The sequence below is a fragment of the Agrobacterium tumefaciens genome (assembly GCF_005221325.1).
Taxonomy (GTDB): domain Bacteria; phylum Pseudomonadota; class Alphaproteobacteria; order Rhizobiales; family Rhizobiaceae; genus Agrobacterium.
In genome coordinates this window covers 2526282-2552708 of sequence record NZ_CP039888.1, presented here as the reverse complement: position 1 = coordinate 2552708, position 26427 = coordinate 2526282, and the positions used below count along the sequence as shown (strand labels likewise).

Here is a 26427-nt window from a genome sequence, read left to right as displayed (position 1 = left end):
CCCCGTCTCATCAGGGCCTGACCGACCCAACCCCGGCATCCCCGGGTATGTAACAGGGAGTTTTTAGAACGAATGACGACCCAGCAGAAGAAATCTCCAGCACATCACGGTTTTAAAACCGGTGAAGCGATTGTGTATCCCGCTCATGGTGTCGGTACCATTTCTGCCATCGAGGAACAAGAAGTCGCCGGCATGAAGCTTGAGCTTTTTGTCATTGATTTCGAAAAAGACAAGATGCGTCTTAAGGTTCCCGTCGCCAAAGCCGTCAGCATCGGCATGCGCAAGCTTTCCGAAGGCGATTTTGTCGAGCGGGCGCTGAAAGTGGTGCAGGGCAAGGCGCGTGTGAAGCGGACCATGTGGTCGCGCCGCGCCCAGGAATATGATGCGAAGATCAATTCCGGCGATCTCATTGCGATTGCGGAAGTTGTACGCGATCTCTATCGTGCGGAAAACCAGCCGGAGCAGTCCTATTCCGAGCGTCAGCTCTACGAAGCTGCTCTCGACCGCATGGCGCGCGAAATCGCCGCCGTCAACAAGATGTCCGAAACCGAGGCTGTTCGCCTGGTGGAAGTCAACCTTGCCAAGGGCCCCAAGCGTGGCAAGACCGTTGAAGAGGACGATTCTCAGGACGAAGCCGCTTGATAACGGCCTTTTCCTTCTAAAAAAACCCGCCTTGATGGCGGGTTTTTTGTTGTCTTATCGGCTGCAGGCAAATCACAGGATACGGATTTTCGTACCCTTGCGCATATGGGGCAGGATGCGCCGCATGTCGCGAGGGTGGAGGGCAACGCAGCCCGCAGTCGGCTCGTATCCCGGCCGGATCAGATGCATGAAGATCGCCGAACCGCGGTTGCGGCTTCTCGAGGTGATGTTCCAGTCCAGCACGAGACAGACGTCATAGAGGCCGTCCTTACGCATCATTTCTTCATGGCTTGGCGTGAAGGGTGCCTTTACCAGCCTGTTGTAATTGGGATTGCCAGGCTCGTCGCACCACAACATGGACTTTAGCGTTCGTTGCATTGGCAATGCAGTTGCAGTAGCGGAAATGCGATCGCCGCGATAAAATCCGTGCAGCAGGCGGGTAACGGAAATCGGTGATTTCCCGTCTCCCTCGCGTTTCAGCATGGTGCGGCCATTGCGCCCGATGGCGGCGTGAAAGGTGAGATGCCCAAGTTGCACGATCGCCCGGCTGATTTTCATGGGGGCCGGCCGAACCATGAGCGTCGATACGCGTTTACGTTGTTCCGGGGGACGTTTGCTCATGTTTTTCACGAGATTTTGCTTTGCAGGTTATTTAACGTGAAGTCATAGCACTTCATCATATGATGGCAATGGGTTGACCTTTTACCGGCAAATCGCTGAATTGGCTGACGATTAAAGAAAGAAAGGCTGAGAATCCGAATGACGGCTCGCACTATCCTTCTGGTGGACGATGACGACGATCTTCGGGAGACGCTGACCGAGCAATTATCTCCCTATGAGGAATTCTCGCTTCTGAGCGGTGCAAACGCCGCGCAGGCGATGCAGACTGCCAAAACCGCCCAGGTCGATCTTCTGATCATGGATGTCGGCCTTCCGGACATGGACGGCCGTGAAGCGGTGAAGCTGTTGCGCAAGGGCGGCTTCAAGGCACCGATCATCATGCTCACCGGGCACGACACCGATTCCGATACGATCCTCGGGCTGGAAGCGGGCGCGAATGATTACGTGACGAAGCCGTTCCGCTTTGCCGTGCTTCTGGCACGCATCCGGGCGCAGCTGCGCCAGTATGAACAGAGCGAGGATGCGGTTTTCACCGTCGGTCCCTATCAGTTCAAGCCCAGCCAGAAGCTGCTGACGACCGAAGACGGCAAAAAAATCCGGCTGACGGAAAAGGAAGCGGCAATCATCCGTTACCTCTATCGCGCCGGCAGCACGGTGGTAACGCGCGATGTTCTGCTGGAAGAGGTCTGGGGTTACAACTCCGGTGTGACGACGCATACGCTCGAAACGCATGTCTATCGTCTGCGCCAGAAGATCGAACGGGATCCCTCCAACGCCGAAATCCTGGTGACCGAGAACGGTGGTTACAAGATCGTTCCTTGAGACCGGGCTCGTTCATCGCTGCAAAACTCACGCCGCGCCTCCTGAAAAGATGCGCGGCGTTTCAACGTCTTGTATTTTGAGGACCGATATTGGAAAACCGCTATAGTGATGCAGGCGGCTTTCCGGAGTAGTGATCGACATGGCCTTGACGGACGATATCATTCTGCTGGGGCAAGTGCCGTTATTTGCGGGGTTCAGCGACGATCAGTTGCGGCTTATCGCCTTCGGTGCGGAACGCCGCCGGGTATCCGCCGGGCAGACATTGTTCCGGGAACATTCGCCGGCAGAATGCGCCTTTGCGGTGACATCGGGTCATTTCGAACTGTTCACGGCCGGGCGGGACGGCAAACCCCTGTTGCAGGCGACTCCCGGCAAGGGTGCGCTGCTTTCGGAGCTGGCGCTTTTCACTCTCTGCGAGAGGAAGTTCACCGCCGTTGCAGCGGAAGATTCCGAGGTCATCCGGATAACGCGCATCCTCTTTCACCGGCTGGTGGAGGAGTTTCCGGAGGTTGCCGATATCGTGTCGGCGCGCATTCGCGATAATATTGCGTCGCTGGCGGCGGGTGCGGCCCGTTTGCAGAACCGCTTCGTCTGACGCCAGCTCCGTTGGTCAGAAGCGGAAATGAGCCGTGACCGGGACGTGGTCCGACGGCCGGTTCCAGCCGCGGGCTTCACGCAATATCTCGATTTTTTCAAGCGAGGAACCGAGATCCTGTGAGGACCAGATATGGTCGAGACGGCGACCGCGGTTAGCGGCTTCCCAATCCTTGGCGCGGTAGCTCCACCAGGTATAGATCTTTTCCGTCTCCGGCACGTTCAGGCGCATCAGATCGAGCCAGTTGCCCTTCTTCATGATATCCAGCATGCCTTCCGTTTCGACGGGCGTGTGGCTGACGATCTTCAGAAGCTGCTTGTGCGACCAGACGTCATTTTCAAGCGGTGCGATGTTGAGATCGCCGACGAGAATGGATGAGGTTCCGGGCAGGCCATCGGCGCGCAGCGCCTTCATTTCCTCAATGAAATCGAGCTTGTGGCCGAATTTCGGATTGATCGACCGATCCGGCTCGTCGCCGCCGGCCGGAACGTAGAAATTATGCAGCCGCACGCGGCGCGATCCGACCTGGAAAATCGCGGAAATATGCCGCGCATCGCCGATGCCGCAATAGTCCTGCCGGTGATCTTCGGTCAGCGGGATTTTCGAGGCGATCGCCACACCGTGATAGCCTTTCTGGCCATGGATGATGACGTGCTCGTAACCGAGCGCTTTCAGTGGTTTCATCGGAAACTCGCCATTCGGGCATTTCGTTTCCTGCAGGCAAAGAATGTCGGGTTTGTAACGCACCAGAAACTGCTCGACGATCGGCATTCTGAGCCTGACCGAATTAATGTTCCAGGTGGTTATCGAAAACGACATGCATGGGCTCCGCTTCTATCACCTCGAAGCAGAGCTTCGAGGTATGGTTCCGGGGCGCAGGCTTATAACATCGCGACGAAAACGGGAATGTATTTTAGCGGCAAAATGAAAAAGGCGACCTGAGAGCCGCCTTTCGAAGAGCTTGCATGGGCGAGGAGTGTCAGCCGCGCTTGCGCACTTCCTCATAATTGATGTTGAAGACACGTTCATCGAGGTTCACGCCGGTCTGGACGTTGAAGATCATGACCGTCGTGTCCTTGTTCTGGGCGTCGGTCGTCGTCCATTGCCTCAGATCGAAGGTTTTCGGATCGAACATCAGGGTGATGGTTGAATCGCCAAACACGCTTTTGTCGCCCAAAACGATTGTGGTCAGGTCCGATTCTTCTTTTACATCCCGAACCTTCTGGTTGCTGAGATCGATCTTGTCGGAGAGAAGCAGGCTGAGCGGGGTCTTCGACAGCGGATAAAGATCCCATGTCTTCAGCTTCATGTTACCGATGACGACATTCTTGCCATCGGAGATGACGCGCATGGGCGAGGGGTCTTCATAATTGAAGCGAAGCTTGCCAGGCCGCTCGATGTAGAACTTGCCGCCGGTCTGTTCGCCGCGCGGGCCGAACTGCACAAATTCACCCATCATGGTTTTGACGGAAGAGAAATGATTGGCGATTTTTTGCGCCGTTGCGGTATTACCGCCTGCCTGAGCAAATGCGTTGAGCGGCGACAGGCCCGCGATGACCGCAGCCATGGAAAATGCTCTCAGCACCCCACGCCGCGTCACGCCATTTTGCGCAGCACTTGCATTGGCCGTTTCGCCGGTGGTCAGGTCGTTCATTCTGTTCTCCTTCATCGCAGCGATTGTCCGCATAAAACGCGGCGGCTTCATGACGTGAAAGCGTGTAATAACGCTTCTCAGCCCCGCTTGGTTGCGGATTTATCGCTCGATGATGTCTGCTTCTGTCGGTACGAGGATTTCGCGTTTTCCGGCGTGGTTGGCGGGGCCGATAATGCCTTCCTGCTCCATGCGTTCGATCAGCGAGGCGGCACGGTTGTAACCGATGCCGAGACGGCGCTGTACATAGGAAGTGGAGGCTTTTCCATCCCGAAGAACGACGGCTACAGCTTGATCGTAGGGGTCTTCGGAATCGGAGAAGTTGCCACCGCCGGCCGGGCCGCTGCCGGCGCCGTCCTCATCGTCTTCTTCGGTGATCGCTTCCAGGTATTCCGGCGACCCTTGTGTCTTCAGGTAGGCGACGATTTCTTCGACTTCATTATCGGAAACGAAGGGGCCGTGCACACGCTGGATGCGTCCGCCGCCCGCCATATAGAGCATGTCGCCCATGCCGAGCAGCTGTTCGGCGCCCTGCTCTCCGAGGATCGTGCGGCTGTCGATCTTCGACGTCACCTGGAACGAGATGCGGGTCGGGAAGTTGGCTTTGATAGTGCCGGTGATGACATCGACGGACGGGCGCTGGGTGGCCATGATGACGTGGATGCCGGCGGCACGCGCCATCTGCGCCAGCCGCTGCACCGCGCCTTCGATGTCCTTGCCGGCAACCATCATCAGGTCCGCCATTTCGTCGATGATAACGACGATATAGGGCAGGGGCTTCAGATCGAATTCTTCCGTCTCGTAGATCGCTTCGCCGGTCTGGCGGTCGAAGCCTGTCTGTACCGTGCGGGTGAGGATTTCACCCTTGTCCAGCGCCTGCTGCACGCGGCTGTTGAAGCCGTCAATGTTGCGCACGCCGATCTTTGACATCTTCTTGTAGCGCTCTTCCATCTCGCGCACGGTCCATTTCAGGGCCACGACGGCCTTTTTCGGATCGGTGACGACGGGGGAAAGCAGATGCGGAATGCCGTCATAGATCGACAGCTCCAGCATTTTCGGGTCGATCATGATCAGGCGGCACTGTTCCGGTGACATGCGGTAAAGCAGCGACAGGATCATGGTGTTGATGGCGACGGACTTGCCGGAACCCGTGGTGCCGGCGACGAGCAGATGCGGCATCTTGGCAAGATCGGCGATGACAGGTTCGCCGCCGATGGTTTTGCCGAGCGCCATGGCGAGCTTCGCCTTGCTGTTTTCGAAATCGCGGCTGCCAATCAGCTCACGCAGGAACACGGTCTCGCGGGTCTGGTTCGGCAGTTCGATGCCGATGGCATTGCGGCCGGGAACGACGGCGACGCGGGCGGCGATCGCGCTCATGGAGCGGGCAATATCGTCTGCAAGGCCAATGACGCGTGAAGACTTGATGCCGGGCGCGGGCTCCAGTTCGTAAAGTGTAACCACCGGGCCGGGGCGGACGTGGATGATCTCACCCTTGACGCCGAAATCCTCGAGAACGCCTTCCAGAAGGCGGGCATTCTGTTCGAGCACTTCTTCGCTCAGCATGTTGTCGCGCACGACATTCTTCGGTTCGGCCAGTAGATGGACGGTGGGCAGCTGGAAACCGTCGGCGGCGATGAAAGAGGCCTGCGCCTCTCTTGTCACGCGCTCACTCGGCTTCGGACGGGCGGAAGGCGCGGTTATTCTGGGCTGTCCACGTCCGGGGGCCTGTCGGGCGGTGAATTTTTCATCGGATTCGTCGTCGGAAAGAATACCGTTCGGCAGGCGGCGTCCGTCCGCGTCGAAAGGCGGCTCCTCATCCATATCGTCGTCATGATCGAGCGCGATGGAGGGAGGCGACATTTGCCGGCGCGATGCGGCGCGTTCTTCGAAAGACGGTTCCGCGCGCTGGTCGAGGCGATTGATCGCGGTCTTCAGGCGTGAGGGTTCGTTCAGCGTGCCGAATTCATATTCATTGAAATCGTAGGGATGTTCGAATTCGTCGTGCAGGGATTTCGACTTCAGGCCGAACAGGCGGCGGAAGCGCGCCTGGGTGATGTACCAGTAATGCGTCATTGCGCCAAAGGCGAGCATGTTGGCGAAGAAGCCTTCGCCATCGTCCTCATCATCCTCTTCCGCTTCACGGGCAGCGCGGGCTTTGCTGGTGGCGACCGGGACAGCTTCTTCCCGCTCCAGCTCGTCGTCCAGACCGCCGACGATACCGGCGGCAAACAGCATCAGCCAGGCGGCGGGCGCCGCGAATATGACGCCGAGTACTGTGGCGATGGTGCCGGTGGGGTAAGCGCCGATGAAAAGCGCGGGGAAGCGCAGGATCATGTCACCAATGACGCCGCCAATGCCGTTCGGCAGGGGCCATGTGACCGGTGCCGGAAAACAGCCGAGCGAGGCGGCGCAGACGATGGCGCCCGCAACCCATGCGACGAGGCGGGCGGGTATACGATTGAACTTGCGCCCGGCGATGAGAGCAATCGCCCAGGCGATGATGGGCAGGAATGAAATGATTGCGGAAAGCCCGAGAAACTGCATCACGATATCGGCAAAGATCGCGCCGCTGTAACCCAGAAGATTGGTGGGTTGGTTCCCGGTGGCATAGGAGAGGCTCGGATCCGCCACATTCCATGTAGCGAGTGCGGCAATACCCAGTGCTATCGTGGCCAAAAGAGCAAAACCGGCAAGAGCCATGATCTGACGCACGAAAAATGCCGTCAACACGAAGCGCGTGTGACGACCATCGAATGTCGGAGAATGCATTCTGCCCATGTCCCTGAACCCGTTGTTTTGTGGTTTCGGCAAGATCCGGCAGGGTGACCTGGTCCCGGATTGACAGGGAAAACTAACCGCTCGCTGGTTAATGTCGTGTTAACCATGCGGATTTTTGAAGCCGAGCGCGGATTTGCGGCAAAGAAAAGGCCCGCCGGAGCGGGCCTTCTTGCGGGAGAGGGGATGGAGAGCCCCTTTTCCCTGATATCAGGAGTGGTAAGCGGCTTCGCCGTGGGTTGCGAGGTCGAGACCTTCGCGTTCGGCTTCGACCGGAACCCTGAGGCCAACGATCACGTCGACGATCTTGTAGAGGATAGCCGAGACGACGGCGCACCACACGATGGTGATGGCGACGGCAACGAACTGGGTCCAGAGCTGCGAGGCGATGGAGAAATCGGCCTTGCCGGTGCCGCCAAGCAGCGGCGAGGTGAAGATACCGGTGCCGAGCGCGCCGATGATGCCACCAATGCCGTGAACGCCGAAGACGTCGGCAGTGTCGTCATAACCGAACTTGTTCTTCACCACGGAGACGAAGAAGTAGCAGATCGGCGAGACGATAAGGCCGAGAACGATGGCACCCATCGGGCCAACAGAGCCGGCGGCAGGCGTGACGGCGACGAGGCCGGCGATCATGCCCGAAGCGGCGCCCAGCATGGAGGCCTTGCCACGGGTGAAGCTTTCAACCAGCGACCAGGAAACGATAGCTGCAGCCGTTGCGAGGAAGGTGTTCATGGTTGCGAGAACCGCACCACCGGATGCTTCGAGGTTGGAGCCGGCGTTGAAGCCGAACCAGCCGAACCACAGCATGGCTGCACCGACGAGCGTCAGGGTCATGGAGTGGGGGGCCATCATGTCCTTGCCGAAGCCGGTGCGCTTGCCGACCATGATCGCGCCGATCAGACCGGCGATACCGGCATTGATGTGAACGACGGTGCCGCCGGCGAAGTCGAGAGCGCCCATGCCGAAGATCAGGCCGTTTGCATCCCAGACCATGTGAGCGATCGGGAAATACACGAAGGTCGCCCACAGGATGGTGAAGAGGATGACGGCGGAGAACTTCACGCGTTCTGCGAAAGCACCGATGATCAGCGCAGGCGTGATGGCCGCAAAGGTCATCTGGAAGGCGATGAAGGTGTATTCGTAGATCACGACGCCCTGCGAGAAGGTTGCCGAGGTGCTGTCAAGCGAAACGCCCGACAGGAACAGTTTGCCGAAGCCGCCGAAATAGGGGCCGGTGCCGCCGCCGAAGGCGAAGGAGTAACCGTAGATGACCCAGACGAGCATCATGACTGCGCCGATGACCGTGCACTGCATGAGAACGGAGAGCATGTTCTTGGTGCGGACCAGACCGCCGTAAAACAGCGCCAGACCCGGAATGATCATGAACAGCACGAGGATCGTTGCGATATACATGAAGGCGGTATCGGCTTTTTCCGGTACAGGAGCCGCTGCCGCGACTGCCGGCGCTGCATCCTGGGCAAAAGCGATGGCCGGGGCCATCAGGGCCGTCGCTGCGGCGCCCAGCTTGCCGAGCATCAAAAACTTGTTGAGTTGCATAGTTGGAAAACTCCCCTGTCAGCCGTGCTTTAAAGCGCTTCTGTGTTGGTTTCGCCGGTACGGATGCGCACGGCCTGTTCGATAGAGTAGACAAAGATCTTGCCGTCACCGATCTGCCCGGTCTTTGCCGCAGACGCGATCGCCTCGACGGCCTTGTCGACGACGTCGGATGGAACTGCGATCTCGATTTTCAGCTTGGGAAGGAAGCTCACCGCGTATTCCGTGCCGCGATAAATCTCGGTATGCCCCTTCTGACGTCCGTAACCCTTCACCTCGGTCACGGTCAGGCCCTGGATGCCGACGCCGGTGAGGGCTTCGCGCACCTCATCCAGCTTGAACGGCTTGATAATGGCCATCACAATTTTCATCTGGTTTCCCATCCTTTGTTTGTCCTCGGCATGGAGCCGACTCTCCTTGCCGCTGGCAGATCAGTAACAGCGACTGCGGACATACATTCAAAGGGCGTGCCAGTTTTGGAGTGTTCTCTTAACTTATTGAAATATAAAACTTATATGACTGACGTCTGAAAAAGGGGCATTTGTCGCCAAAAAATGCGTCTATAAAATGTGCGATTTTTGAAAAAAGCACATTATTTAATCATTTGCCCTTTTGCGGATCAACCCCTCCTGCGCCACGGAGGCGACAAGTTCACCCTGTCTGGTGAAAATATTGCCACGGGTCAGGCCGCGCGCGCCAGAGGCGCTGGGACTGTCCTGGGTGTAGAGCAGCCAGTCATCCAGCCGGCAGGGGCGGTGGAACCACATGGCATGGTCCAGACTCGCTACCTGGATGGACGGATCGAAGATGGTCGTTCCATGGGCGTAGAGCGAGGTGTCGAGCAGCGTCATGTCCGAGAGATAGGCGAGAACGGCCGATTGCAGGCGTGGATCATCAGGCACGTCGCCGACGGCGCGGACCCAGATATCCTGCTGCGGCTCCAGCTTTTCCTTCGAGATATAATGGGTCAGCGAAACCGGCCTTATCTCGATCGGCCGTTTGTTGCTCCAGTATTTGCGGATCGAAGCCGGCGCCTTGGCGAGGAAGGCCGCCTGCATCTGCTCCTCGCTCATCAGTTTTTCGGGCTGCGTTACATCAGGCATCCTGATCTGATGGTTAAAGCCGTCCTCGAAGATCTGAAACGACGCCGACATGGAAAAAATCGCCTTGCCGTGCTGGATGGCGACCACGCGGCGGGTGCAGAAGCTTGCGCCGTCGCGGATACGCTCCACTTGATAGACGATAGGCACGAGCGGGTCGCCCGGGCGCATGAAATAAGCATGTAGCGAATGTACCAAGCGGTCGTCATCCACGGTTCTCTGCGCGGCGATCAGGGCCTGTGCGATGACCTGGCCGCCAAAAACTCGCTGCCAGCCGATCTGCGGGCTTTCGCCCCGATAGAGGTTCTCTTCCAGCTTCTCAAGATCGAGCGTGGCGATGAGATTGACCATCGGGTCTGATGTTTGCGAGGGGTGCGACATTTTTTCGGCCTGCTCCGGCTGTAGGAAGACGTCACATGGTCTATAGTGCGCCGATGATGCGTGTACAAGATTTGAGGAGAAGCGCGATGCTGGACGTGGTAGTTGCAGGTGGCGGATATGTCGGTCTTTCCGCTGCTGTCGCAATCAAGCAGGCTGCTCCGCACCTCAATGTACAGGTGATTGAAGCCGCCCCTGATGATGTCTGGAAGAAGGATGTCCGCGCCTCCGCCGTCATTGCGGCGGCCACGCGCATGCTCGATGTTTTCGGCATATGGAACGAGATCGAGCCCGAGGCGCAGCCGATCCACAAGATGGTGGTCACCGATTCGAAGACCGCCGATCCCGTCCGCCCGGTCTTTCTGACCTTTGACGGCGCCGTGGAGGAGGGCAGGCCTTTTGCCCATATGGTCCCGAATGTTGCGATGGTGGGCGCGCTGCGTGGCGTTTGTGAGCGTCTCGGCATTGAAATCCGCCACGGTTTCAGTGTTTCCGGTTTTACTGCGGGACCGCAATCGACAGCCATCACCCTTTCCGACGGTTCATCGCTGGACGCGCGATTGCTCATTGCCTGCGACGGTGTTCGCTCGGCGCTACGGGACATGGCTGGCATCAAGACGGTGCATTGGGCCTACGACCAGTCCGGCATCGTCACGACCGTCGAGCACGAACGGCCGCATGAGGGCTGCGCGGAGGAGCATTTCCTGCCCTCCGGCCCCTTTGCCATCCTGCCGTTGAAGGGAAACCGCTCCTCGCTTGTCTGGACCGAGCGCACGGCCGATGCTGACAGGCTGGTCGCTTCCGACGATCTAGTATTTGAGGAGGAGTTGGAGCGCCGGTTCGGCCACAAGCTCGGTCCCGTCCGTCCGGTCGGCCCCCGGCGGGCCTTTCCGCTGGGCCTGACGCTGGCGCGCTCCTTCGTCGCGCCGCGGTTTGCGCTTGCTGGTGACGCAGCGCACGGCATTCATCCGATTTCCGGACAGGGCCTCAATCTCGGCTTCAAGGATGTGGCAGCACTCGCCGAAACCGTGGTCGAGGCTGACCGTCTCGGTCTCGATATTGGCTCTCTCAACGTTCTCGAGCGGTATCAATCCTGGCGGCGTTTCGACACGTTGCGCATGGGTGTGACGACGGATGTGCTGAACCGGCTTTTTTCCAACGATGTCGGTCCCATCCGCATCATGCGCGATTTCGGTCTGGGTGTTGTCGATCGTTTGCCGGGCCTCAAGTCCTATTTCATCGGTCAGGCCGCCGGTACGACGGATGCGAATGCGCCGCGCCTTCTTGCCGGCGAGGCGCTTTGACCGGGACCCTTCGCCAAGGGTGAAGAGCGCTCTCCGCAATTGTCGCTTGACAGGCCATTGCGGCATTTCCCGGTGATGGAAAGCTGAATCCGGGCAAGGACTTACCCGGATTCACAATCTGGTATGAGACACGAATTCTTCAACCAGATATTGCGGAGAACAAAAACGGAATCAGGGCGAGTCAGCGATTCGTATTCGATTCGTTCGCAGACTGTTCCGTAGCCGAATCGATTCCATTTTCGCCGGATTCTTTTTGAACCCTCAAGCCGCTGAATCTGAATGGAAATTCCGCCTGAGAATCCCCCCTCCGCCACTTTACGGGTGAGGCCTATTGCCTTTGTCGGCGCGCATTGCCATGTGTGGTGCGTGCGGCCCGCATCCGGTGATGCCGGGCGGCACGGCAAGCAGATGAAGTCGATTCGCGGATACTACGTTGAATTTTCGCCCCATGATCCTGAGCGGCCGCGGTGTCACGGCCGTTCTCGGCCCCACCAATACCGGCAAGACCCATTACGCGATCGAGCGTATGGTCGCGCATGGCAGCGGCGTCATTGGCCTGCCGCTGCGTCTTCTGGCGCGCGAGGTCTATACCCGTCTGGTCGAAAAGGTGGGGGCGCCGAATGTGGCGCTGATAACAGGCGAAGAAAAAATCGCACCGTCCAAAGCCAAATATTCCGTCTGCACCGTTGAAGCCATGCCGCGCGAGACAACCGCCCCCTTCGTCGCCATCGACGAGGTGCAGCTGGCCGGCGATCTTGAGCGTGGTCATATCTTCACCGACCGGGTGCTGCATCTGCGCGGGCGGGAAGAGACGCTGCTTCTGGGTGCCGGCACGATGCGCCCGATCCTTGAAAAGCTGCTGCCGGGAATAACCGTGGTCGAGCGGCCGCGTCTGTCGCAGCTTTTTTATGCGGGCCAGAAGAAGATCACCCGCCTGCCGCAACGCACGGCGATCGTCGCCTTTTCGGCGGAAGAGGTTTATGCCATTGCCGAGTTGGTGCGTCGCCAGCGCGGTGGTGCGGCCGTGGTGATGGGCGCGCTTTCGCCGCGCACGCGCAATGCGCAGGTGGGTCTCTACCAGTCGGGCGATGTGGAATATCTTGTCGCGACGGACGCCATCGGCATGGGCCTCAACCTTGATGTCGATCATGTCGCCTTCGCGCAGGACCGCAAATTCGACGGTTACCAGTTCCGCAATCTCAATCCGGGCGAGATCGGCCAGATCGCCGGCCGCGCCGGCCGCCATCTTCGCGATGGCACGTTCGGTGTGACGGGGCGTGTCGATCCGTTCGACGATGAGTTGGTAAAGCGTATCGAAACCCATCAGTTCGATGCAGTGAAGGTGCTGCAATGGCGGACGAAAAATTTCGATTTTTCCTCCATCGCCAATCTGCGCACGAGCCTCGACGCCGCCCCAGCGATCCAGGGGCTTTCGCGTGCCCTGCCGGCCATCGATCAGCAGGCGCTGGAGTATCTGTCTCGTTATCCTGAGATCATCGACGTGACGACGACGGATGCGCGGGTGGAAAAACTCTGGGAGGCCTGCGCGCTGCCCGATTATCGCCGCATCGCCCCCGCACAGCATGCCGATCTGATCTCCACACTCTATTTCGACCTCGTCAAGCGCGGGGCGGTGAACGAGGATTTCATGGCCGAGCAGGTGCGCCGCGCCGATCGTACGGATGGAGAGATCGATACATTGTCTGCGAGGATTGCGCAGATCAGAACATGGACTTATGTATCGAACCGCCCAGGATGGCTTGCCGATCCGACACACTGGCAAGAAAAGACGCGGGAAATCGAGGATCGATTGTCCGATGCGCTACATGAAAGGTTGACGAAACGCTTTGTTGATCGCAGGACATCTGTGCTCATGAGGCGCCTGAGAGAGAATGCGATGCTTGAAGCTGAAATCAGTGTAAATGGTGATGTCTTCGTAGAAGGACATCACGTCGGTCAATTGGCCGGATTCCGGTTCACGCCGGTGTCGGGAATGGAAGGGCCGGATCAGAAGGCCGTGCAGGCTGCTGCGCAGAAGGCGCTCGCGCTCGAATATGAGGCGCGTGCCGCGCGTTTGCATGCCAGTGGAAATGGTGATCTCGCTTTGAGCTCCGATGGTCTGGTTCGCTGGTTGGGCGAGCCGGTGGCCCGCCTTTCGGCAGGCGATAATATCATGAAGCCGCGGGTGATCCTGTTCGCGGACGAGCAATTGAGCGGCAATGCCCGCGATCATGCGCTGGCGCGCGTCGAACGTTTCGTCAATCATCAGATTGCGACCGTGCTGAAGCCGCTGGACGATATTTCTCGCGCCGAAGACCTTCAGGGTCTGGCGAAAGGACTGGCGTTCCAGCTGGTCGAAAATCTTGGCGTTCTGTTCCGCCGCGACGTCACCGAAGACGTGAAGTCGCTCGATCAGGATGCGCGCGCCTCCATGCGCCGCTATGGCGTGCGTTTCGGCGCATATCACGTTTTCCTGCCCGCATTGCTGAAGCCGGCCCCGGCCGAGCTTGTCACGCTGCTCTGGGCGCTGAAGAATGATGGTCTCGGCAGGCCGGGTTATGGCGATCTTATTCCGGTGCTGGCCGCGGGCCGCACCTCGGTTGTGACAGATGCCAGCTTCGAGCGGATGTTCTACAAGCTCGCCGGTTTCCGTTTCCTCGGAAAGCGCGCCGTGCGTATCGACATTCTCGAGCGTCTGGCCGATCTCATCCGCCCGCTGCTGCAGTGGAAGCCCGGTCAGCAGCCGCGTCCGGAAGGTGCTTATGATGGTCGCCGTTTCACGACGACGACCGCCATGCTTTCCATTCTCGGCGCAACGCTCGACGACATGGAAGAAATTCTCAAGGGCCTCGGTTACCGTGCCGATCAGGTCACGGCGGAAGAGGCGCAGGCCTTCCTCGCCGGCCAGACTGGTGCTGCCGCTCCTGTCGCCACGGAAGCGGTGACGGGCGAAGAGGAAAGCGCTGAGACCGAGCAGGATGAGCCAGCTTCCGAGGAGCAGGAAACCGAAACGGCGGCAGTTGCTGAAGGCGACGCTTCCGAGGCGGCGGTCGTGGAAGTTGTCGGTGAAGAGGTTGTCGCAAGCGAGGCCGTGTCTGCCGAAGGCACTGAACCTACCGAGCCGAAGCCCGTTCTTCTGTGGCGTCCGGGTGGTCGCAACGAAAATCAGCGCGGCGAAAACCGTCGCCCCGGCCATCGTGGTCAGGGTCGTGAAGGCGCACGCGAACAGGGCGAGCGTCGCGGCGAAGGCCGCCGCGACAATCGTGACGGTGCAAACCGTGACAATCCAAATCGCGACGGTGCAAATCGCGAAGCAGCCAATCGCGGTGGCGATGGCGAGCGCAAGCGTGACGGCGGTAGACCCGATCGCGGCAACAACCGCAACAATGATCGCGGGGAGCGCAAAGACCGGCCGGAGCGTAATGACCGTGGTGGAAAGCCGCAGGGTCAGCAGCGCTTCGAAGCCAAGCCACCGCGCAAGGAGAAGCCGATGGATCCGGATTCGCCCTTCGCAAAGCTTGCTGCGCTCAAGGAGCAGCTGAAGAAGTAAGCTCATGGGAAGCAACGAACAGCCACTGGAGAGCACGCGTCAGCGTCTGGACAAGTGGCTGTTCTTTGCTCGCATGGCCAAGTCCCGATCGCTGGCCCAGAGCTACATCCAGTCCGGCCACGTCAAGGTCAACGGCATTGCCATCCGCCAGCCCAGCCATATGGTGAAGATGGGGGACAAGCTGGAGATTCGCTTTGAGCGGATGGACAAGGTGCTCGTCGTCAAATCCGGCGGAGCGCGGCGCGGACCTTATGAGGAAGCCAGGCTTCTCTACGATGACCAGACGCCGCCACGGGAGCCGTCCGACAGGCTGAGCCCTCTCGAACAGGCGCTGCGCGAGCCTGGCAGCGGACGCCCGACCAAAAAAGAGCGCAGGGCGCTCGACAGGTTTCTGTCTGACAGTGACGGAAGCAAAGATTAGAATAAACCTCCAGGTCGATCCCGTTTTTCAGAATTGTTATCCTTGCTATCTGCAGGCAAAGGCATTACGTCACTTGCGAAATTGCCCTGTCTGAATTCCGGGCGACGGCTTGTGTTCCGAAGCCCAAAGACCCGGCCTGCATATTCTGGAGTTCATCATGACATATGTCGTGACCGACAATTGCATCCGCTGCAAATATACCGATTGCGTTGAGGTCTGCCCCGTCGACTGCTTTTACGAGGGTGAAAATTTCCTCGCCATCAATCCCGATGAATGCATCGATTGCGGTGTGTGCGAACCGGAATGTCCCGCTGAGGCTATCAAGCCCGATACGGAGCCGGGTCTCGACAAGTGGTTGAAGCTCAATACCGAATATGCGGCCATCTGGCCGAATATCACCATCAAGCGTGATCCGATGCCGGAAGCCAAGGAAATGGACGGGGTCGAAGGAAAGCTGGAGCTTTATTTCTCTGCCGAACCCGGCAAGGGCGACTGAACCAGAAGTTCCCGGATCAACATTTGAAAAGCCCTCGTCGCACCAGCGCGAGGGCTTTTTGTTCATCCACCCCGGCCGGACTGAAGCGTGGTCGATAGCAATGTCAGAAGAGCCACGCTTTCCTCTAGGCTTTGCCGCTGGCGGCTTTGCAGGATGGCTGCCTGCAAGCGGTTCATCTCGCGGGCAATCGCCGCTGGCTGCCATGTCCGCAGCGCTCTTTCGATGATCGGTTTCCGGCGAAAATGGATATGGCGCCCAAGCGTCTGCATGACCTGGCCGGCCTGCTGCTTTTTCTCATCCATTTCGGCCCGCATCTGGTCGAGCAGCTGGAATTGCTTGAGGCATCCCTGGAGGACGAGGAAGATCGGGGTTTTCGATGAAATGATCTTCTGGGTGGCATGGAAAAAGGCGTTTCTGTCGCCTTTCAGAATGGCATCGACGGCGTCGTCGGCGGACACCGTACTGGCATCGCCGATGATGGCCAGAATGTCATCTTCCTCGATCACGTCGGCCCCGAGGCAATAGAGTGCGAGCTTGCGGATTTCGTTACGCGAGGCGATACGGTCGCCGCCGAGTTGCTCGATCAGCCTTTGCCGTGCAGCTGGTGCAATCCGCAGATTATTCGCGGAGAGCTCCTGATCGATCAATGCATTCAGGGAGCGCGCATCGTCCGCATAACAGGGGATTGCGGCGATGGAGCGAGCCGGATCCGCGATCTTGCGTAGCCCCGTGCCCTTTTTGACGTCGCCCGCTTCGATGATCAGGAAGCTTGCTTCCGGTGGTGCGTCCGCCAGAATCTGAAGCGCATCCACCAGCGGCTTTTCGGCGGCGGCGCCTTTGACCCAGACGAGTTTTTCGCCGCCAAAAAGGCCGATCGAGTTCACTTCATCGAGCAGGCGGCCAGGGTCGCCCTGCAGATCGGATGCGGTCAGTTTCAACGATGCGAAAGCATCATCGGGGTCGATGCCGGTCTTCTTCGCGATGACGCCTGCCCGCTCAGATACCAGACCACGATCCGGGCCGTAGAGCACAAAAACGCGAAAGCGCTCCGCCGGATTTTCGGCGAAGCGCTCGAACTCATGGGACTTTATCTCCGCCACGGCCGCCGCTCTCAGCGGCCGAGGGTGGCGGCGATATCGGTGCGGATGATTTCAGCCAGTTCGCGGGCCGCACGGTTTTCGGCATCGCGGATCGCCCGGATCTTGGCGAATTCCTGCTGCGGTAGATCCACCTGCGCCGTCACGCTGCGGCGTGCGGAACGCAGAATCTGACCATCGGAAACGCGCGTCAGAACGTATTGACCACTCATCACGACACGGCCGGGATAGGGGCCGTCGTAGTTGTTGTTCGTGCGCGTCGTCAGATCGTAGTTCTGCACTTCCGTCGAACTGGCGCTCGAGCCTACGGCAATCTTGACGTTATATTGCGCCGTGGCCGGTTCGCCGGCACCGCCGGACGTCAGGAAGATCAGATGGTTGCGTACTTCCTGTCCGACCCTGCCGCCGGTCTGGGAGATGCTGACGGCCGCCAGTCTTTCCTTGGTTCCGGAAGCTTCGCCATAAAGCGGGCGCACCTGGCAGCCCGCCAGAAGACCAGCCACCATCACGACGGAAATTGCTGCCGCGACGCGGCTCCATCTCGAAAAAACGTCAGACAACAATGTTCACAATCCTCTGCGGAACCACGATGACTTTTTTGGGCTCGCCACCGGCAAGAATGGATTTGACGGCATCCAGCGCAAGGGCAGCCGTGCGGACCGCATCTTGATCCGCATCGCGCGCGATTGTCAATTCACCGCGCTTCTTGCCATTGACCTGTACTGGCATGACGACATCGTTTTCCTCGACCAGCGAAGCCACGAAAGTCGGCCATGGCGTCTCAGCCACCAAGCCTTCATTGCCCAGCGCCGACCAGCATTCTTCCGCAAGATGCGGCGTCATGGGCGCGATGATGCGGATCAGGATTTCGACGGCGTCACGCGCGGCCGCCTTCACGTCGTCGGATTTGCCGCCGGAAGCAACGTCGGCCAGCGGACCCGCCAGCGCGTTGACCAGTTCGTAAATGCGAGCGATGGCCTTATTGAACGCGAGCTTGTCCAGATCTTCCTGAACGGCCTTCAGCGTTTTGTGGGCGGCCTTGGAGGCGGCCAGGCCTTCACCTTCGGTCGCCGGCTTCGGCTTGACGGCCTTCAACTGTGCGGCGGCTTCACCGATGATGCGCCAGACACGCTGGACGAATCGGTTTGCACCTTCCACGCCGGCTTCGGACCAGATGACGTCGCGATCGGGTGGAGAATCTGAGAGAACGAAGAAGCGTGCGGTATCGGCGCCGTAAGATGCGATGATATCGTCAGGATCGACCACGTTCTTCTTCGACTTCGACATTTTTTCGATGGAGCCGATCTTCACCTCTTCGCCGGAAGAGAGCAGGAACGCCCGGCGCGCGCCGTCGGTTTCCTCGATCCTCAGTTCCGCAGGTGGCACCCATTCGCGCGTCAGGCCTTCACCGCGGCTATAGGTCTCGTGGACCACCATGCCCTGGGTGAAGAGGCCCTTGAAGGGTTCCTTGACGTCCACATGGCCTGTCTCGCGCATCGCGCGGGTGAAGAAGCGCGAATAGAGCAGATGCAGGATCGCGTGTTCGATGCCGCCGATATATTGGTCCACCGGCAGCCAGTGATTGGCGACCTTCGGATCGGTCGGCGCGTCTTCCCACGGCGCGGTGAAGCGCGTGTAATACCAGCTGGAATCGACGAAGGTATCCATCGTATCCGTTTCACGGCGTGCGTCATGGCCGCATTGCGGGCAGGAGACATGACGCCATGTCGGGTGGCGATCCAAAGGGTTGCCAGGCACGTCGAAAGTCACGTCGTCGGGCAGCTTGACGGGCAGGTCCTTTTTCGGAACCGGCACGACGCCGCAGACTTCGCAGTGGATGACCGGGATCGGGCAACCCCAGTAACGCTGGCGGGAAATGCCCCAGTCACGCAGGCGGAAATTGACCTTGCGTTCGGCTTGCGGCGCGTTGCCCAGAGACTGAGCCGACAGCGTCTGCACGACGGCTTCGAAGGCGTCTGTCGTCTTCATGCCGTTCAGGAAGCCCGAATTGATCATCACGCCATCGTCGGTGAAGGCGGTGTCCTCAACGGTGAAGCTTTCAGCATCCGGACCTTCGGGTGCGACGACGGCCACGACTGGCAGGCCGTATTTGCGGGCAAAGTCCAGGTCGCGCTGATCGCCGGAGGGGCAGCCGAAGATTGCGCCGGTGCCGTAATCCATCAATACAAAATTGGCGACATAGACGGGCAGTTCCCAGCTGGGATCCAGCGGATGCACGACCTTGACGCCGGTATCGATACCCTTCTTTTCGGCGGTTTCCAGCGCTGCCAAAGACGTGCCATGGCGGCGGCATTCGTCGCAGAATTCGGCAATGTCAGGGTTGGTCGCCGACAGTTCTTTTGCCAGCGGATGGTCGGCGGCGATTGCCAGGAAGGACGCGCCGAACAGCGTGTCGGGACGCGTCGTATAGACGGTGATGTCGGAGAAACCTTCCGGCGCCGTGTCAGCAACGGTCTGCCAGCGCAGCGACAGGCCTTCGGAACGGCCGATCCAGTTTTTCTGCATCAGGCGCACTTTTTCCGGCCACTGATCCAGTTCGTCCAGTTCGTCCAGCAGGTCCTGGCTGAAATCGGTGATGCGGAAGAACCATTGCGTCAGTTCGCGCTGTTCGACCAGTGCGCCGGAGCGCCAGCCGCGGCCGTCGATCACCTGCTCATTGGCCAGAACCGTGTGGTCTACCGGGTCCCAGTTGACCTTCGATTGCTTGCGGTAAACCAGACCCTTTTCCATGAAATCGACAAACAGCGCCTGCTGGCGATGGTAATATTCGACATCGCAGGTGGCGAATTCGCGGGTCCAGTCCAGCGACAGGCCCATGGATTTCAGCTGGCCGCGCATGGTGGCGATGTTCTGATAGGTCCAGTCCTTCGGATGAACCTTGTTCTGCATGGCTGCGTTTTCGGCAGGCATGCCGAAGGCGTCCCAGCCCATGGGGTGCAGAACGTTGAAGCCGCGCGCGCGCTTGTAGCGTGCAACGACATCACCCATCGCATAGTTGCGGACATGGCCCATGTGAATGCGTCCCGACGGGTAGGGAAACATCTCTAGAACGTAATACTTCTCGCGCGGATCGCTGTTGTCGGTGACGAAAACATTGTCTTCGTTCCATTTCTGCTGCCAGCGCGGCTCGGCGTCGCGAGGATTGTAACGTTCGATGGCCATTGTTTAGAATTCCGGGTATCGAGGGGAAAAATTTGCGCTGACCTTCACCATGAAACGACCGGGGCGTCAAGTTTGGCGGGGCATTCGGGCGTTCAATCTTGGGCAGCGTGCCTCAAATGGTGCTAAACCCGCTTGGCATCAGGGCAATCGGCGTCTAGTTAGCGGTTCGAACGGTTTAAAAAAGGTCCTGTGATGGAAATCGAAGCACGTCTTGAGGATGTCAGGCAGCGGATCGCGGAAGCTGCGGAAAAATCCGGCCGCAAGGCAGGCGAGGTCACGCTCGTCGCCGTTTCGAAGACATTCGACGCGGAAGCGATCCAGCCGGTCATCGACAGTGGTCAGCGCGTGTTCGGCGAGAACCGCGTTCAGGAGGCGCAGGGCAAGTGGCCCGCTCTTAAAGAAAAGACACCTGATATCGAGCTGCATCTGATCGGCCCGCTGCAATCCAACAAGGCGGCGGATGCGGTGGCGCTGTTTGACGTCGTGCAGAGTATCGATCGGGAAAAGATCGCCCGCGCGCTTTCCGAGGAATGCGGCAAACAGGGTCGCAGCCTCCGTTTTTATGTGCAGGTCAATACTGGGCTCGAGCCGCAGAAGGCCGGCATCGATCCGCGCGAGACGGTCGCCTTCGTGGCTTTGTGCCGGGATGAGCTTAAGCTGCCGGTCGAGGGACTGATGTGCATTCCGCCGGCGGAGGAAAATCCCGGACCGCATTTCGCTCTTCTAGCGAAGCTTGCCAAGGAATGCGGCCTTGAGAAGCTTTCCATGGGCATGTCCGGCGATTTCGAAACCGCAGCCGAATTCGGTGCCACCAGCGTGCGGGTCGGTTCGGCGATCTTCGGCGCGCGATAAATCATCCAACAAAAAACCCGGCACTGCGGCCGGGTTTTCAAACGATGCAAGACTTTCGATCAGTATTGATCGTCCTCGTCTTCGTCCTTCGGTGCAGACTTCAGCGAGGAGAGCTTCTTGAACACGGCGTCGGCGTCGATCTGCTCTTCTTCCTCACGCTGGAAGTTGTAATCCAGACCTTCCGTTGCCGTTGCCGGCTGTAGCGTGTTGCCAAGCTCTTCGGCTGTTGGCAGCGGGCGGCCGCGCGAGGCGCGTTCGACTTCAAGATCAAGATCGATCTGGCTGCAGAGGCCGAGCGTTACCGGGTCCATCGGCGTCAGGTTGGCCGAGTTCCAGTGGGTGCGGTCGCGAATCTGCTCGATGGTGGATTTCGTGGTGCCGACGAGACGCGAAATCTGCGCATCCTTCAGTTCCGGGTGGTTGCGAACCAGCCAGAGAATGGCGTTCGGGCGGTCCTGACGCTTGGAAACCGGAGTGTAGCGCGGGCCACGGCGCTTGGATTCCGGCACGCGGACCTTCGGCTCGGAAAGCTTGAGCTTGTGGTTGGGATTGCCTTCAGCGCGGGCGATTTCGTCGCGGGAAAGCTGTCCGGTCGCGATCGGGTCGAGGCCCTTGATGCCCTGCGCGGCTTCACCATCGGCAATGGCCTTGACTTCAAGCGGATGCAGTTTGCAGAACGTGGCGATCTGATCGAACGACAGCGCCGTGTTGTCAACCAGCCATACAGCCGTTGCCTTTGGCATGAGCAATTGTTGAGCCATAGATACAGTCCTTCTGTCCGTCCGCGCCGGTGTCGCGGGCGTGGTATCAACCACTGATTTCCGGGATATTGGCGCTCTATAACCGGATTGCATCATAATTGCAATTCTTTGCGAAACAAATGACCTTTGTCTAATTGCCGTGTGCATTTGAACTGCTATGAATTCAACACATGCCTGAGGTGGGAGTCTCGGGCCGCGTCAAAAGCCATACCCGGTTCCAGGAGGAGTTCATGTCTGCCAAAATCTATCCGGTGCTCAAGTCGGCGAAAGCCCGCACGCTCATTGACAATGAGCGGTACCAGAAATGGTATCAGGAGAGCGTCGAGAATCCCGAAAAGTTCTGGGACAAACACGGCCGGCGGATCGACTGGTTCAAGCCTTACACCAAGGTCAAGAACACGTCCTTCAAGGGCAGGGTGCCGATCAAGTGGTTCGAGGACGGCCTGACCAACGTCTCCTACAACTGTATCGACAGGCACCTGAAGACACATGGCGAGCGCACGGCGATCATCTGGGAAGGCGACAATCCCTATATCGACAAGAAGATCACCTATAACCAGCTCTACGACTATGTCTGCCGCCTGGCGAACGTGCTGAAGAAGCACGGCGTCAAGAAGGGCGACCGCGTCACCATCTACATGCCGATGATACCCGAGGCAGCTTATGCCATGCTCGCCTGCGCCCGTATCGGCGCCGTGCATTCCGTCGTCTTTGGCGGTTTCTCGCCGGAAGCGCTGGCCGGCCGTATCGTCGATTGCGAATCGACATTCGTCATTACCTGCGACGAGGGCGTGCGCGGCGGCAAGCCGATCCCGCTCAAAGAAAATACCGACAAGGCGATCGACATCGCCGCCAAGCAATATGTCATCGTCAACAAGGTTCTTGTCGTGCGCCGCACCGGCGGCAAGACCGGCTGGGCGCCCGGCCGTGACGTCTGGTACCATCAGGAAATCGCCACCGTGAAACCGGATTGCCCGCCGGCGAAGATGCGGGCGGAAGATCCGCTGTTCATCCTCTACACGTCAGGCTCCACCGGCAAGCCGAAAGGCGTGCTGCACACCACGGGCGGCTACCTTGTCTATACGTCGATGACGCATGAGTATGTGTTCGACTACAAGGACGGCGAAGTGTTCTGGTGTACCGCCGATGTCGGCTGGGTCACCGGCCATTCCTACATCGTCTATGGACCGCTTGCGAACTGCGCGACGACGCTGATGTTCGAAGGTGTGCCCAACTTCCCGGATCAGGGCCGCTTCTGGGAGGTTATCGACAAGCACAAGGTCAATATCTTCTATACCGCACCGACGGCGCTCCGATCGCTGATGGGGGCGGGTGACCAGTTCGTCACGCGTTCATCACGCGACAGCCTGCGGCTTCTCGGCACGGTTGGCGAACCGATCAATCCGGAAGCCTGGGAGTGGTATTACCATGTGGTCGGCGAGGACAAGAGCCCCATCGTCGACACCTGGTGGCAGACGGAAACCGGTGGCATTCTCATTTCGCCGCTGCCGGGTGCGAGCGATCTGAAACCGGGCTCGGCAACGAGGCCGTTCTTCGGCGTGCAGCCGCAGCTTGTCGATGCTGAAGGCAATGTGCTGGAGGGGCCGGCGGACGGCAATCTCTGCATCACCGACAGCTGGCCTGGCCAGTCGCGCTCCGTCTATGGCGATCACCAGCGCTTCGTCGATACATACTTTTCCACCTACAAGGGCAAGTATTTCACCGGCGATGGCTGCCGGCGCGACGAGGACGGTTATTACTGGATCACCGGCCGCGTCGACGACGTGCTGAACGTCTCCGGTCATCGTCTTGGCACGGCCGAAGTGGAATCGGCGCTGGTGTCGCATCACCTCGTTTCGGAAGCGGCCGTGGTCGGTTATCCGCATCCCATAAAGGGGCAGGGTATCTATTGTTATGTCACGCTGATGGCGGGCCAGAACGGCGATTATGCGCTTCGCGAGGAGCTTGTGAAGCACGTCCGCAACGAGATCGGACCGGTTGCGACACCGGACAAGATCCAGTTCGCACCGGGCCTGCCCAAGACCCGCTCCGGCAAGATCATGCGGCGTATCCTGCGCAAGATTGCCGAGGATGATTTCGGTGCGCTGGGGGATACCTCGACGCTCGCCGATCCGGCCGTCGTCGAAGATCTCATCGCCAACCGGCAGAACCGCACGGCATCCTGATTTCCTGAAAAGGCTGCTTCGGCAGCCTTTTTTGATCCCAAGCTTTTCGCAAACAAAAACACCCGGAGGCGGAAACCTCCGGGTGTTTTTCATTTCAACCAGATGGGCTTACTGGCCGCGGATCTTCTTCAGGTCCGCCAGAACGGCGTCGACGACATCAGCGCCGATTTCAGCCTTGTGCTTTTCGTAAACGACCATCGATTTTTCGCGGATACGGGCCTGCTCTTCAGCAGACAGGGTATTCACTTCGAGGCCGGCAGCCTTGATCTTTTCCAGAGACTTCTGGTTCAGGTCGCGGATGACCTTGCGCTCTTCATCGCGGCCGACAACTGCGCATTCACGCAGCGCTGCCTGCTCTTCCGGTGTGTAGCTGTCGAAGATCGGCTTGGAGAAGAGGAAGAGGAACGGCGTGTAAGCGTGGTTCGTCTCGGTGATGTATTTCTGCACCTCGTAGAACTTGGAGGTGTCGATCGTCACATAGGGGTTTTCCTGCGCGTCGATGGCGTTGGTTTCAAGCGCCGAGAAGACTTCGCCGAAAGCCATCGGCGTTGCATTGGCACCGAGGTTCTGGAAGGTGTCGAGGAAGATGTTGTTCTGCATCACGCGGACCTTGAGGCCCGAGAAATCTTCCCACTTGTTCACGGCGTGCTTGGAGTTGGACAGGTTACGGAAGCCGTTTTCCCAGTAAGCGAGGTTTACGAGGCCCTGCTCTTCCAGCTTCTTGTTCATCATGTCGCCGAAAGCGCCGTCCATGACGGCATCCGCTTCCTTGGCGTTGGAGAACAGGAACGGCAGGTCAAATACACCGAGCGACGGGATGAGGCCGACGAGCGGCGAAGAGGACGTCACGACGGCTTCCTGAACGCCGGAGCGCAGGGCCTGCGTTGCCTGAAGGTCACCGCCGAGAGCGCCGCCCCAGAATGCCGTCAGCTTCAGCTTGCCACCCGACTTGTCGTCCAGGCAGGCCTGCATGGCCTTGATGCCGTTGCCGACGGGGTGGTCCTGGTTGATGCCGTTCGAAACGCGGATATTGCGGCTGTTGAATTCGGCCATTGCCGGAGCTGCGGCGCCAACGGCGAAAGCGATGGCCGTGGTGGTCAGAAGAAGCTTTCTCATAATATCCTCCCTTGGATTGTGTTCGAGAAAAAGTTTCGATTAACGAAGGTACTGCAACGGAACCATGACGATGTCCGGGAAAATCACGAGCAGCGCCAGGACGATGGTTTCGGCAACGAGGAACGGCCAAACGCCGATCGTAACCTTGCCGAGCGGGATGCGGCCGACGCCGCTGACGACATTGAGAACCACGCCAACCGGAGGGGTAATCAGGCCGATGGCGTTGTTGATGATGAACAATACGCCGAAGTAGATCGGGTCGATACCCGCCTGCTTGACAATGGGCATCAGAACGGGCGTCAGGATGAGGATGGTCGGCGTGAGGTCGAGCGCGGTCCCGACGATGAAGACCAGAACCATCATGGCGACCATCAGAAGCATCGGACGATCGATCAGCGGTTCGATATAGCCTGCGACCTCGTTCGGGATGTTCGCTGCCGTGATGAGCCAGGCGGAAACGAGCGCGGCGCAGACGAGGAACATGATGATAGAGGTGCTTTTGGCGGCTCGCAGAAGAACGTGGTACAGATCGGCCGGTTTCAGCTCGCGGTAGATTACCATGCCGACGAAGAGAGCGTAGACGGCAGCGACGACTGCGGCTTCCGTCGGCGTCATGATGCCGGCCTTGATGCCGCCGAGAATGATGACCGGCATGCCGAGCGCCCAGCCGGCGCGTGCGGTGGCAACCAGACGTTCCTTGGCGGAGGTTCTGGGCAGGGGCTTGATGTTGTCCTTGCGGACCACGATCAGCCACGCGATGATCAGCGAAATGCCCATCAGAATGCCCGGAACGATACCTGCAAGGAAAAGCTGGGTGATCGAGACGTTGGCGGCAACGCCGAAGACGATGAAGGCCATCGAAGGCGGAATGACCGGCGCGATGATGCCGCCTGCAGCGATGAGGCCGCCGGAGCGCGGAATGTTGTAACCGGCCTTGGCCATCATCGGAATGAGGATCGCGGCGAGGGCTGCGGTATCGGCTGCCGCCGAACCGGAAATGCTGGCCATGATGATGGCCGCGACGATCGCCACGATGCCGAGGCCGCCACGGATATGGCCGACGAGCGCGATCGCAAAGTCGATGATGCGGCGGGACAAACCGCCGGAATTCATCAGTTCACCGGCTAGAATGAAGAAGGGGATGGCAAGCAGCGTGAAGGTGTCTGCACCCGAGATCATGTTCTGGGCGATGATCGCGGTGTTGAACATGCCCATGTACCACATGAGCACGACGCCGCAGAACATCAGCGAGAAAGCGACGGGAACGCCAATCGCCATGGCTCCCAGGAGAGAGCTGATAAAAACGAGAAGTGTCATGTT

Annotated in this window: 22 protein-coding genes; 9 read left to right on the top strand and 13 right to left on the bottom strand. The window is 59.1% G+C overall.

Translation table 11 applies throughout. The features are described 5' to 3' along the window. The first annotated feature begins 72 nt into the window (after positions 1 to 72). The gene (locus CFBP5499_RS13025) at positions 73 to 642 is read left to right on the top strand and encodes a CarD family transcriptional regulator (RefSeq protein ID WP_003505223.1); all 570 of its coding nucleotides are present in this window, start codon (positions 73 to 75) and stop codon (positions 640 to 642) included. 72 nt (positions 643 to 714) lie between these two features. On the opposite strand, the gene CFBP5499_RS13020 is transcribed toward CFBP5499_RS13025, so the two are convergent. Then, entirely contained in the window at positions 715 to 1218 is a 504-nt protein-coding gene (locus tag CFBP5499_RS13020) for a L,D-transpeptidase family protein (RefSeq protein WP_130932517.1), read from the bottom strand. Positions 1219 to 1401: 183 nt separating this feature from the next. On the opposite strand from CFBP5499_RS13020, the gene CFBP5499_RS13015 reads away from it, so the two are divergent. Next, positions 1402 to 2085, top strand: a complete 684-nt coding sequence (locus CFBP5499_RS13015; protein WP_003505216.1) for a response regulator transcription factor — start codon at positions 1402 to 1404, stop codon at positions 2083 to 2085. Positions 2086 to 2224: 139 nt separating this feature from the next. Continuing rightward, a complete protein-coding gene (locus tag CFBP5499_RS13010; RefSeq protein ID WP_080827555.1) occupies positions 2225 to 2680 on the top strand; it encodes a cyclic nucleotide-binding domain-containing protein in 456 nt (151 codons plus the stop codon). Between the two features lie 15 nt (positions 2681 to 2695). On the opposite strand, the gene CFBP5499_RS13005 is transcribed toward CFBP5499_RS13010, so the two are convergent. From CFBP5499_RS13005 to tesB, 6 genes are all read right to left on the bottom strand, one after another. After that, the gene (locus tag CFBP5499_RS13005; protein WP_080827045.1) at positions 2696 to 3499 is read right to left on the bottom strand and encodes an exodeoxyribonuclease III; all 804 of its coding nucleotides are present in this window, start codon (positions 3497 to 3499) and stop codon (positions 2696 to 2698) included. Between the two features lie 160 nt (positions 3500 to 3659). Continuing rightward, positions 3660 to 4385, bottom strand: a complete 726-nt coding sequence (locus tag CFBP5499_RS13000) for an outer membrane lipoprotein carrier protein LolA (protein ID WP_175416720.1) — start codon at positions 4383 to 4385, stop codon at positions 3660 to 3662. Between the two features lie 48 nt (positions 4386 to 4433). Next, positions 4434 to 7100: an FtsK/SpoIIIE family DNA translocase gene (locus tag CFBP5499_RS12995; RefSeq protein ID WP_175416719.1), complete on the bottom strand. Its 2667-nt coding sequence runs from the start codon at positions 7098 to 7100 to the stop codon at positions 4434 to 4436. Between the two features lie 216 nt (positions 7101 to 7316). Continuing rightward, positions 7317 to 8666, bottom strand: coding sequence for an ammonium transporter (locus tag CFBP5499_RS12990; protein WP_130932497.1), 1350 nt, complete (start codon positions 8664 to 8666; stop codon positions 7317 to 7319). A gap of 29 nt (positions 8667 to 8695) precedes the next feature. Beyond that, on the bottom strand, positions 8696 to 9046 hold the full coding sequence (locus CFBP5499_RS12985) for a P-II family nitrogen regulator (RefSeq protein WP_004444057.1): 351 nt from the start codon (positions 9044 to 9046) through the stop codon (positions 8696 to 8698). A 213-nt stretch (positions 9047 to 9259) separates the two neighbouring features. Continuing rightward, entirely contained in the window at positions 9260 to 10144 is an 885-nt protein-coding gene (gene tesB, locus CFBP5499_RS12980; RefSeq protein WP_080827047.1) for an acyl-CoA thioesterase II, read from the bottom strand. An 86-nt stretch (positions 10145 to 10230) separates the two neighbouring features. Here tesB and CFBP5499_RS12975 point away from each other — a divergent pair, with 86 nt between their 5' ends. The 4 genes from CFBP5499_RS12975 to fdxA all read left to right on the top strand — a co-directional run bounded on the left by CFBP5499_RS12975 (position 10231) and on the right by fdxA (position 15912). Next, the gene (locus CFBP5499_RS12975; protein ID WP_233284152.1) at positions 10231 to 11445 is read left to right on the top strand and encodes a ubiquinone biosynthesis hydroxylase; all 1215 of its coding nucleotides are present in this window, start codon (positions 10231 to 10233) and stop codon (positions 11443 to 11445) included. 448 nt (positions 11446 to 11893) lie between these two features. After that, a complete protein-coding gene (locus tag CFBP5499_RS12965; protein WP_080827048.1) occupies positions 11894 to 14995 on the top strand; it encodes a helicase-related protein in 3102 nt (1033 codons plus the stop codon). A gap of 4 nt (positions 14996 to 14999) precedes the next feature. Then, a complete protein-coding gene (locus tag CFBP5499_RS12960; protein ID WP_080827049.1) occupies positions 15000 to 15416 on the top strand; it encodes an RNA-binding S4 domain-containing protein in 417 nt (138 codons plus the stop codon). 157 nt (positions 15417 to 15573) lie between these two features. Next, positions 15574 to 15912, top strand: a complete 339-nt coding sequence (fdxA, locus tag CFBP5499_RS12955; RefSeq protein WP_080827558.1) for a ferredoxin FdxA — start codon at positions 15574 to 15576, stop codon at positions 15910 to 15912. A gap of 62 nt (positions 15913 to 15974) precedes the next feature. On the opposite strand, the gene holA is transcribed toward fdxA, so the two are convergent. The 3 genes from holA to leuS are packed head-to-tail and all read right to left on the bottom strand — an operon-like array spanning position 15975 to position 20192. After that, on the bottom strand, positions 15975 to 17012 hold the full coding sequence (holA, locus tag CFBP5499_RS12950) for a DNA polymerase III subunit delta (protein ID WP_080827050.1): 1038 nt from the start codon (positions 17010 to 17012) through the stop codon (positions 15975 to 15977). Positions 17013 to 17023: 11 nt separating this feature from the next. Further along, entirely contained in the window at positions 17024 to 17569 is a 546-nt protein-coding gene (lptE, locus tag CFBP5499_RS12945; RefSeq protein WP_233284151.1) for an LPS assembly lipoprotein LptE, read from the bottom strand. Next, positions 17562 to 20192 carry a leucine--tRNA ligase gene (gene leuS, locus CFBP5499_RS12940; RefSeq protein ID WP_080827051.1) on the bottom strand — a complete coding sequence of 877 codons (2631 nt, stop codon included), beginning with the start codon at positions 20190 to 20192 and terminating at the stop codon, positions 17562 to 17564. The genes lptE and leuS overlap by 8 nt, the downstream gene beginning before the upstream one ends. Before the next feature lie 192 nt (positions 20193 to 20384). Between leuS and CFBP5499_RS12935 the strand changes: the two genes are divergently transcribed. Beyond that, positions 20385 to 21044, top strand: coding sequence for a YggS family pyridoxal phosphate-dependent enzyme (locus tag CFBP5499_RS12935; protein WP_175416718.1), 660 nt, complete (start codon positions 20385 to 20387; stop codon positions 21042 to 21044). Between the two features lie 59 nt (positions 21045 to 21103). Here the strand turns inward: CFBP5499_RS12935 and CFBP5499_RS12930 are convergent, their stop codons facing one another. Continuing rightward, on the bottom strand, positions 21104 to 21805 hold the full coding sequence (locus tag CFBP5499_RS12930) for a DUF1013 domain-containing protein (protein ID WP_046799628.1): 702 nt from the start codon (positions 21803 to 21805) through the stop codon (positions 21104 to 21106). A gap of 230 nt (positions 21806 to 22035) precedes the next feature. Here CFBP5499_RS12930 and acs point away from each other — a divergent pair, with 230 nt between their 5' ends. After that, positions 22036 to 23991, top strand: coding sequence for an acetate--CoA ligase (acs, locus tag CFBP5499_RS12925; RefSeq protein ID WP_080827054.1), 1956 nt, complete (start codon positions 22036 to 22038; stop codon positions 23989 to 23991). Between the two features lie 108 nt (positions 23992 to 24099). Here acs and CFBP5499_RS12920 read toward each other — a convergent pair whose 3' ends face one another. Together CFBP5499_RS12920 and CFBP5499_RS12915 are read right to left on the bottom strand one after the other, a co-directional pair. Next, positions 24100 to 25107 carry a TRAP transporter substrate-binding protein gene (locus CFBP5499_RS12920; protein ID WP_080827055.1) on the bottom strand — a complete coding sequence of 336 codons (1008 nt, stop codon included), beginning with the start codon at positions 25105 to 25107 and terminating at the stop codon, positions 24100 to 24102. 39 nt (positions 25108 to 25146) lie between these two features. Beyond that, positions 25147 to 26424 carry a TRAP transporter large permease gene (locus CFBP5499_RS12915; protein ID WP_080827056.1) on the bottom strand — a complete coding sequence of 426 codons (1278 nt, stop codon included), beginning with the start codon at positions 26422 to 26424 and terminating at the stop codon, positions 25147 to 25149. Positions 26425 to 26427: the final 3 nt, after the last annotated feature.

What these genes read in the sequence shown, in the direction of transcription:
- CFBP5499_RS13025 (WP_003505223.1), top strand. Translation starts at nt 73, where the DNA reads ATGACGACCCAGCAGAAGAAATCTCCAGCACATCACGGTTTTAAAACC.
- CFBP5499_RS13020 (WP_130932517.1), bottom strand. Translation starts at nt 1,218, where the DNA reads ATGGTTCGGCCGGCCCCCATGAAAATCAGCCGGGCGATCGTGCAACTT.
- CFBP5499_RS13015 (WP_003505216.1), top strand. Translation starts at nt 1,402, where the DNA reads ATGACGGCTCGCACTATCCTTCTGGTGGACGATGACGACGATCTTCGG.
- CFBP5499_RS13010 (WP_080827555.1), top strand. Translation starts at nt 2,225, where the DNA reads ATGGCCTTGACGGACGATATCATTCTGCTGGGGCAAGTGCCGTTATTT.
- CFBP5499_RS13005 (WP_080827045.1), bottom strand. Translation starts at nt 3,499, where the DNA reads ATGTCGTTTTCGATAACCACCTGGAACATTAATTCGGTCAGGCTCAGA.
- CFBP5499_RS13000 (WP_175416720.1), bottom strand. Translation starts at nt 4,385, where the DNA reads ATGAAGCCGCCGCGTTTTATGCGGACAATCGCTGCGATGAAGGAGAAC.
- CFBP5499_RS12995 (WP_175416719.1), bottom strand. Translation starts at nt 7,100, where the DNA reads ATGCATTCTCCGACATTCGATGGTCGTCACACGCGCTTCGTGTTGACG.
- CFBP5499_RS12990 (WP_130932497.1), bottom strand. Translation starts at nt 8,666, where the DNA reads ATGCAACTCAACAAGTTTTTGATGCTCGGCAAGCTGGGCGCCGCAGCG.
- CFBP5499_RS12985 (WP_004444057.1), bottom strand. Translation starts at nt 9,046, where the DNA reads ATGGGAAACCAGATGAAAATTGTGATGGCCATTATCAAGCCGTTCAAG.
- tesB (WP_080827047.1), bottom strand. Translation starts at nt 10,144, where the DNA reads ATGTCGCACCCCTCGCAAACATCAGACCCGATGGTCAATCTCATCGCC.
- CFBP5499_RS12975 (WP_233284152.1), top strand. Translation starts at nt 10,231, where the DNA reads ATGCTGGACGTGGTAGTTGCAGGTGGCGGATATGTCGGTCTTTCCGCT.
- CFBP5499_RS12965 (WP_080827048.1), top strand. Translation starts at nt 11,894, where the DNA reads ATGATCCTGAGCGGCCGCGGTGTCACGGCCGTTCTCGGCCCCACCAAT.
- CFBP5499_RS12960 (WP_080827049.1), top strand. Translation starts at nt 15,000, where the DNA reads ATGGGAAGCAACGAACAGCCACTGGAGAGCACGCGTCAGCGTCTGGAC.
- fdxA (WP_080827558.1), top strand. Translation starts at nt 15,574, where the DNA reads ATGACATATGTCGTGACCGACAATTGCATCCGCTGCAAATATACCGAT.
- leuS (WP_080827051.1), bottom strand. Translation starts at nt 20,192, where the DNA reads ATGGCCATCGAACGTTACAATCCTCGCGACGCCGAGCCGCGCTGGCAG.
- CFBP5499_RS12935 (WP_175416718.1), top strand. Translation starts at nt 20,385, where the DNA reads ATGGAAATCGAAGCACGTCTTGAGGATGTCAGGCAGCGGATCGCGGAA.
- CFBP5499_RS12930 (WP_046799628.1), bottom strand. Translation starts at nt 21,805, where the DNA reads ATGGCTCAACAATTGCTCATGCCAAAGGCAACGGCTGTATGGCTGGTT.
- acs (WP_080827054.1), top strand. Translation starts at nt 22,036, where the DNA reads ATGTCTGCCAAAATCTATCCGGTGCTCAAGTCGGCGAAAGCCCGCACG.
- CFBP5499_RS12920 (WP_080827055.1), bottom strand. Translation starts at nt 25,107, where the DNA reads ATGAGAAAGCTTCTTCTGACCACCACGGCCATCGCTTTCGCCGTTGGC.
- CFBP5499_RS12915 (WP_080827056.1), bottom strand. Translation starts at nt 26,424, where the DNA reads ATGACACTTCTCGTTTTTATCAGCTCTCTCCTGGGAGCCATGGCGATT.